The organism is Crocosphaera watsonii WH 8501, from assembly GCF_000167195.1.
Taxonomy (GTDB): domain Bacteria; phylum Cyanobacteriota; class Cyanobacteriia; order Cyanobacteriales; family Microcystaceae; genus Crocosphaera; species Crocosphaera watsonii.
In genome coordinates, this window is the sequence record NZ_AADV02000210.1 from 1 (window position 1) to 6,387 (window position 6,387).

Genomic DNA, 6,387 nt, shown 5'->3' on the forward strand with positions numbered 1-6,387 from the left:
CTGGTGGTTATGAAACGATATTCGATATGCAAGAGCATTTTGCCGGTTTGCCTTGGAATTTAAAAGGTTTAAGTAGTCCTGATAATGTTAAAGTGGTAGAAATTGGCGCAGGAACTGTTCATCTTTTAAAGTTACAATCATCCCAACAATTAAGTTACCGTTAATTGAAGTTGTTTGATGGGCAAAGTAAGAGACAAAAAATTAATGGAACCATAATCGCTTATCTTGTCCACCAAACTCTCTAGTGCAGCTTGGCGAAAGTAATCCACCAGATTTTTACAGAAACTTCCGTGACTAGCCACGACAATGTGTTTCAATGAAACTAACGGAAGAATCTCGAAGTTGATGTCCATGATAAAAGCATTGCCAATTAACCTCTCCAACCTACAGAAAACAGTACTCCAACAAATAGTGAGAGGGACAACAAACCCCTATCGCCTTGTTAGACGAGCCAAGCTAATCTTAGCCGCAGCATCAGGAGAGAGCAATAGTTCGATTAGTCGAAGATTAGAATTAGACCGAGTACAAGTGCGTCAGTGGCGATCGCGATGGTTTGAGGAGAGAGAAAAACTGAGTGCCGCCGAAGAACAACAGGTAACGGAGAAAGCATTAATGGTCTTGATCAAAGGAATTTTAAGCGATCGCCCAAGACCTGGAACAACAAAATCCTTTACGGTCGAACAAGTAGTCCAGATTGTAGAGATCGCTTGTGAAGAATGTGAAAAATCAGACAGACCAGTGAGCCATTGGACACCTTCAGAGTTGGCGGATGAAGCCATAAAAAGAGGAATTGTCGAAAAGATTTCCCCCCGTAGTGTGGGGCGTTTTTAAAAAAGAAGCGACATTACAACCACATCTCGTTCGTTACTGGTTAAATGCCAAAATTGATGATCCCTTAAAATTTAAAAAGCAAGTCAAATATATCTGTGAACTTCATCAAGAAGCTAAAACTTTGTTAGAACAAGGAATTCATTTAATTAGTACAGATGAAATGACAGGGATTCAAGCTCTTGAGAGATTATTTCCGAACAAAAGAATCAAGCCTAAACAAGTAGAAAAAATCGAATTTGAATATGAAAGACACGGAACTTTAAGCTTGATTGCGAACTGGGATGTGGCAAGAGGAAAAGTTGTTAGTCCCTCTATTGGACCGACAAGAACAGAACAAGATTTTTCTGAACATATCCAGAGAACGATTAAGATTGATGAAAAAGCAGAATGGATTTTTATTGTAGATCAACTCAACACTCATAAATCGGAAAGCTTAGTCAAATTAGTAGCAGAAAGCTGTGGAATTACTATTGATTTGGGGAGAAAGGGAAAGGAGGGGATTTTGCAATCTATGGACAGCAGAGCAGATTTTTTATCAGATGAATCTCATCGAATTCGCTTTGTTTATATTCCCAAACATACATCGTGGCTTAATCAAATTGAGTGTTGGTTTTCGATCTTAGTCCGGCGTTTACTCAAAAGAATTACTGTCCGTTCAACTGAAGAACTATCCCAAAAAATTCTCAATTTTATTGATTACTTTAATCAACATTTTGCTAAGCCGTTCGTTTGGAAATTTAAGGGCTTTAAAGATCATAAGTGACTGGTGGATTATTTTTGCTAAGCTGCACTAGTTGGTAAAATTGAGTTATGTTTATGTTAAATAGGGTTTGCTGAAAAAGTTTCTCCAAAATTTATGCCACTTTTGACCAAGAATTTTCTGACAAATCAATAAGTTTTAGTACATAAAAATTGTTGAAAGTATAATCAAAATTAATGAAAGGCGGTTTGATGAGTTCCCCTGTTCTATTATTAGTAAATAAGGACAAAAAAAGCGACAAAAACTGCCTCAGAAGTTTAGAAAGATTGACAACTAAAAATGTAATAGCAATAGATGTAATGGAGGTTTCAGGGAGTTTTGTCATCACGAGATTTAGGCTAAATCTTCGTTTAGCTTGTCCAAACTTTCCCTCAATAGCATTACGGAAGCATTCATCGGAGTGGGCTTGTTTCTTTTCTTCTTCACTGACATTTTTCGGAGGTCTTCCTAACTTCGGACCACTGATTCTTATCCCTCTTTCCTTACACCAATTTCTGTTTTCCCTAGTTCGATAAATTTTATCTACATGGACGGATTCGGGATAATAGCCAAACGTTTCTTTATACTTTTCTACTTGTTCTTTTAAATGACAAGATTCATTGAAGTTTCCCCAACTTATTTTGTCTAGAAACACATAGTTATCTACACAGCTTACTGAGAGTTTAGCTCAAAACTCTATTGGTTTTCCTGCTTTTCCCCTCACTATTGGACGAATATGCGGTTGAGTTAAACTTACAATTCTTTGAGGAACACTCTGGGTCTTATTCTCCCACATTGACTGTTGTTGTTCATAAACTTTTTTGATAGTCTCTAGACAATTTTTCTGTCTTTTACTCAGATTTTCCTGGGAAGCCCCAGCTTGAATTAAGTCTTCTATATTTCCTAAATTTTTCTTAAGGTATTTTAACTGTTTCCCGATAGCTTTTCTTCTTTCTTGATAAGATACTTTTCGTTTTTTAGCTACTTTTAAGTATTCCTTTCTAGCAATTTTTCTAGAAGTTCTCGGCTTTTTTCTCAATTTTACTCTTAATGGTTTATAAAGATTATCTATTATTCTTTCTGTCTCAATTCTGGCTTGATTTAATATGCCTAAATCCGTTGGGTATTTGATGTCTGCTGGCGCACAAGTCGCATCTAAAATTAGTTTACCTTTATTTTTTATTTTTTCTCCTTTTTCTTGGAGACAATCCTTTTTTTTTACTTCTTTATCACTCTTGTCTATTTCTCTTTTTACTATTTTTTTATTGATTTTGTTTATCAATTCTCCATCAATTCTTTTCCTAAAATGAACTAGCATTGAAGATTCCAGTGGTGGCTCTTGTTGATAACAATTTAAACCTATAAAGTATTGTAGATAGGGATTTTCTCTAATCTGTTCTATAGTTTCTCTATCACTTGTTCCTAATTTTTCCTTAATAATTAATGTCCCTAATGCCATTCTAAATAGTTTGGCTGACGCACCTTTTTCTGCTGAAAAAAGTTTAGCATATTCTTCCTCAAAATCATCCCAAGGTATCAACTCTGCCATGATTACCCAACGATTATTGGGGGACAATTTGCCCTCGAAAGGTAATTCAAATTTTTCTGGGGGCGGTAAAGGTTGCTCCTCTTTTCGATACATTTGTTCTTGACCAACAACTGGGAGGTGTTTCTACCAATTATAGCGGTTTGTAGCCGACAAAGCTGATCTTTTTTGCGATCGCGAATATGGGTGTAACCTTTTAAAGAATAGGGTTTTGCTTTTATTCAGCAAACCCTAAATATAACTTAATCAATAGTTGAGAAAGTTAATATTTTGTCCGCTGTGTTTGACTAGATTCGTGTTTAATGTTTATGATACCTTTATGTTGAATATCTTTTCTATTGAGAGGACGTTAAGTTTAAATTAAGCAATTTCATTCATTCGAGAAACACTTATTATATTTGTAAATAAGGCTTATGCTTACTGGTCTGTAACCTCTCTCCCCTACTTATCCAAATGACTCTTATTGATTCCCAAATATTTCACAGTTTTGCCATCGCCCTTGGTACTTCTCTCTTCGGTTTGCTGGTTTTTTGGGCTTTTTGGTACGCTTCAAGGATGGACTAATGAATTTATCACTGTCCATCCCATTTCAAGCTTTAAGAATGGAGCCGAGCAGAGTCGAACTGCTGTCCAGACTGGGTATTGACCTACCGCTCATTCACAGGCTTAGTCTTTCTGACCCTCAGACGGGAACCGCTCATTCTCCCGAACGGTGGGATGCTCTGGTGTAGTCTTAGCTCAACAGCCAACCAGAGGTAGCTATTAAGGGCATCCGTTGGGGTTGGTACCTCCGAGTCCTTAACGGAGTCAGGTCAGAGGTAAGCGACTCTATGAGAGAGTTCTACGCAGCTACTGCTACGCGCTTGAAGCTTACGATGTTGTTCGCAGTTACTATTGTTTTGAGTCTTGTATTTACGAGAGGAGACTCACTCTCGACCTGAATCACAATTTGGATTTCGCCAGCCTGTCGAAGCCGTTGCGGCCCCATGTGGTATATCCTAATTATAAACAGAATTTTTGATTTTCGCAAGGTTACAAGAGAAGCATCCCATTTTTGCAAAAAACGAGATGAATGGAGTTTGACACAGGAGATACCAGAGGTGGGGAGGGTGGGAAGTCTGGGGGTATCAATTAATTTTTATTGTGAGAAAAAATACTTTTTTTGAAGCAAGTTCCAAACCCGATGGCAGTTATTGCACCTAGAATGGTTAAGGGTTCGGGAACGCTAACTCCTGGTTCAATGCGAATATTATCTACGAGTAAACCAGAATCACCGTGAACATCTTCTTCATCTAAAATAGCAAATCCTAAGGTAACATTACCAGATTTGGTGAAAGTGTAAGTATATTGTTGATAACCAGTTTCTCTACTAAAAGACGTTGAAGAGGGGAGCAAACTACTTTCTACACTGCTTAACATTGCTAACTCAAATAGTTGCTCATTGATGCTAAAAAATGCTAAGTCATTATTACTTATGGGTAAAGATGAATGTTCATTGGTGAGGAAATTATAATCAAACTTTAAGGTATCTCCTGCATTAACAGTAATATTAGTTTTGATAGCTGAACCTTGAGTATAAGTGCTTTGGGGGGATAAACTGTTACCAAAATCAGTAATTTGACTTTGAGAAAAGAGGAACCCTTGTCCTTGGTTTTGTCCTTGAAGACTGTCTCCTATCCCAAAAATAGGTGGTGGAGGACCTTGAAAAACTAACTCAAAAACAGGACTATTATCTTCTCCTGCTGTAGATAATAATTCTTGATAGTTTCCTTCTGTGGGAGTTACTCCAAAGCTACTATCTACAATGCTGGTGTTTGCTGATGTTTGCCAATTATCGAAATTATTATTTTCAAAACCTAAATTTGCTGCTGTTGCTGCGGTTGGGGTAAGGGATAGGATGGGAAAAAATGAGATCGCCCCTAATAAAGTTTTCATGTGGGAGTTGATAGTCATGTTAGACATAATAGTGTTTCCTTGAAAAAACGAAAGTACAGTTAAAAATTTGACTAAGAGAAAATGAAATCATTAGCATCAATTTGAGCAGGTGTTACCCCTTCTAAAGTTGCTAAAGGTAATAGATAATCAAGATAGATTTGTCCATAAGGTCTGATAAAGACTTGTGTATTTTCGTTACCGACTCCAGTGACAGTAATTAAGTCTTCAAAAGGAGTTTGACCAACAACAGATTCTAGATCATATCCCCAATCAGTATAGGTATAGTATAATCCACTTACATCAATTATGTCATCGTTTTCGGCATTGAAATCAGTAAGAATATCTCCAAATTCATCTACATTATCATAAGCGAAGGTATCTTTTCCACCTAAACCAGTGATAACTTCTCCCCCAATACCACTTTCAATGAAGTCATCTTCTTCAGTTCCAGTAATATCAAAATCTCGGTCATCAATTAATTCTACTGTAAAGGTTTCTTCTATACTTAATCCACGGTTATCTGTACTCTTGATGATAATTTCAAAAAAGGATTCTGTCTCAAAATCTAGTTGAGTTGTATCTGCTACTTGTAATTGATTATCAACAATTTTAAAATTGTCTAAAGGATCGCCATATTGGTCAAATATAGCATAGGTAAATTCTTGTGAGTCAGGATCAATTGTTGTTAATTCCCCAATTAAAGTATCATTAGGTGCATTTTCTGTTACTGATAAATTGCTTATTAAAATATCAGTAGGTGCTTGATTACCTGGAGTGACTTCTATATCAATAATGACTTGATCAAAAATGCGTCGTCCGTCCACATTTTTAGGACCATCTGTAAATGCAATGACTAATTGATAATGATCGATACCGTTAATAATATCAGCATCTTCATTAGGAAGAGGACTTAGAGAGATATCATCAGGACCATTAACAGTAATTTTACCTGTTTCTGAATCAATAGAAAAGGGAAATTTTCCATCAAAATCTCGATCAAATGAGTCGATAACATCATGATAATCTGAGTAACTATATGAATATTATCTTACATCTTCAGGTGCAGAATATTCTAAGAAATCACCGATCAAATAGTAAGTTAAAGGTTTATTATTCGGGTGATAACCCTCAATTGTACCCACCAAATGATTAAGAGAATCATCTTCAGAGACTTGGAAATAAGCTTTGTAACTATTATCAAAAGGAGGTTCTTCAATAGATTTAGTAACCTCAGTAGACCAACCAATTAAATAGTCACTACTGTCTTCTGTACTTTCTTTCAGTTGTAGTGACATGATTTCATCGGGGTCAAATACTAGGTGAAATAAAGATTCAA

At 36.3% G+C, this 6,387-nt stretch carries 6 protein-coding genes, 1 other RNA gene and 1 pseudogene; 2 read left to right on the forward strand and 6 right to left on the reverse strand.

The features are described from left to right. Positions 1-149: 149 nt before the first annotated feature. Positions 150-302 carry a hypothetical protein gene (locus CWATDRAFT_RS40725; protein WP_232287071.1) on the reverse strand — a complete coding sequence of 51 codons (153 nt, stop codon included), beginning with the start codon at positions 300-302 and terminating at the stop codon, positions 150-152. Positions 303-306: 4 nt separating this feature from the next. On the opposite strand from CWATDRAFT_RS40725, the gene CWATDRAFT_RS28840 reads away from it, so the two are divergent. Next, entirely contained in the window at positions 307-831 is a 525-nt protein-coding gene (locus CWATDRAFT_RS28840; RefSeq protein WP_007308160.1) for a helix-turn-helix domain-containing protein, read from the forward strand. 121 nt (positions 832-952) lie between these two features. Beyond that, the gene (locus tag CWATDRAFT_RS28845; RefSeq protein ID WP_007303151.1) at positions 953-1,594 is read left to right on the forward strand and encodes a transposase; all 642 of its coding nucleotides are present in this window, start codon (positions 953-955) and stop codon (positions 1,592-1,594) included. A gap of 91 nt (positions 1,595-1,685) precedes the next feature. On the opposite strand, the pseudogene CWATDRAFT_RS34940 reads toward CWATDRAFT_RS28845, so the two are convergent. The 5 genes and pseudogenes from CWATDRAFT_RS34940 to CWATDRAFT_RS28870 form a co-directional block, all read right to left on the reverse strand. Next, positions 1,686-3,212 (reverse strand): annotated as a pseudogene (locus tag CWATDRAFT_RS34940) (IS5-like element ISCwa2 family transposase). Positions 3,213-3,716: 504 nt separating this feature from the next. After that, positions 3,717-4,102: a transfer-messenger RNA gene (ssrA, locus tag CWATDRAFT_RS32465) on the reverse strand. Between the two features lie 145 nt (positions 4,103-4,247). Beyond that, positions 4,248-5,078 carry a PEP-CTERM sorting domain-containing protein gene (locus CWATDRAFT_RS28860; RefSeq protein WP_007308290.1) on the reverse strand — a complete coding sequence of 277 codons (831 nt, stop codon included), beginning with the start codon at positions 5,076-5,078 and terminating at the stop codon, positions 4,248-4,250. 44 nt (positions 5,079-5,122) lie between these two features. Then, positions 5,123-5,875 carry a cadherin repeat domain-containing protein gene (locus CWATDRAFT_RS28865; protein ID WP_007308289.1) on the reverse strand — a complete coding sequence of 251 codons (753 nt, stop codon included), beginning with the start codon at positions 5,873-5,875 and terminating at the stop codon, positions 5,123-5,125. 219 nt (positions 5,876-6,094) lie between these two features. Then, on the reverse strand, positions 6,095-6,387 hold a 293-nt coding region (locus CWATDRAFT_RS28870), incomplete at its 5' end, for a hypothetical protein (protein WP_007308288.1).

Coding starts and splice junctions, on each gene's coding strand:
- CWATDRAFT_RS28840 (WP_007308160.1), top strand. CDS start 307: ATGTGTTTCAATGAAACTAACGGAAGAATCTCGAAGTTGATGTCCATG.
- CWATDRAFT_RS28860 (WP_007308290.1), bottom strand. CDS start 5,078: ATGTCTAACATGACTATCAACTCCCACATGAAAACTTTATTAGGGGCG.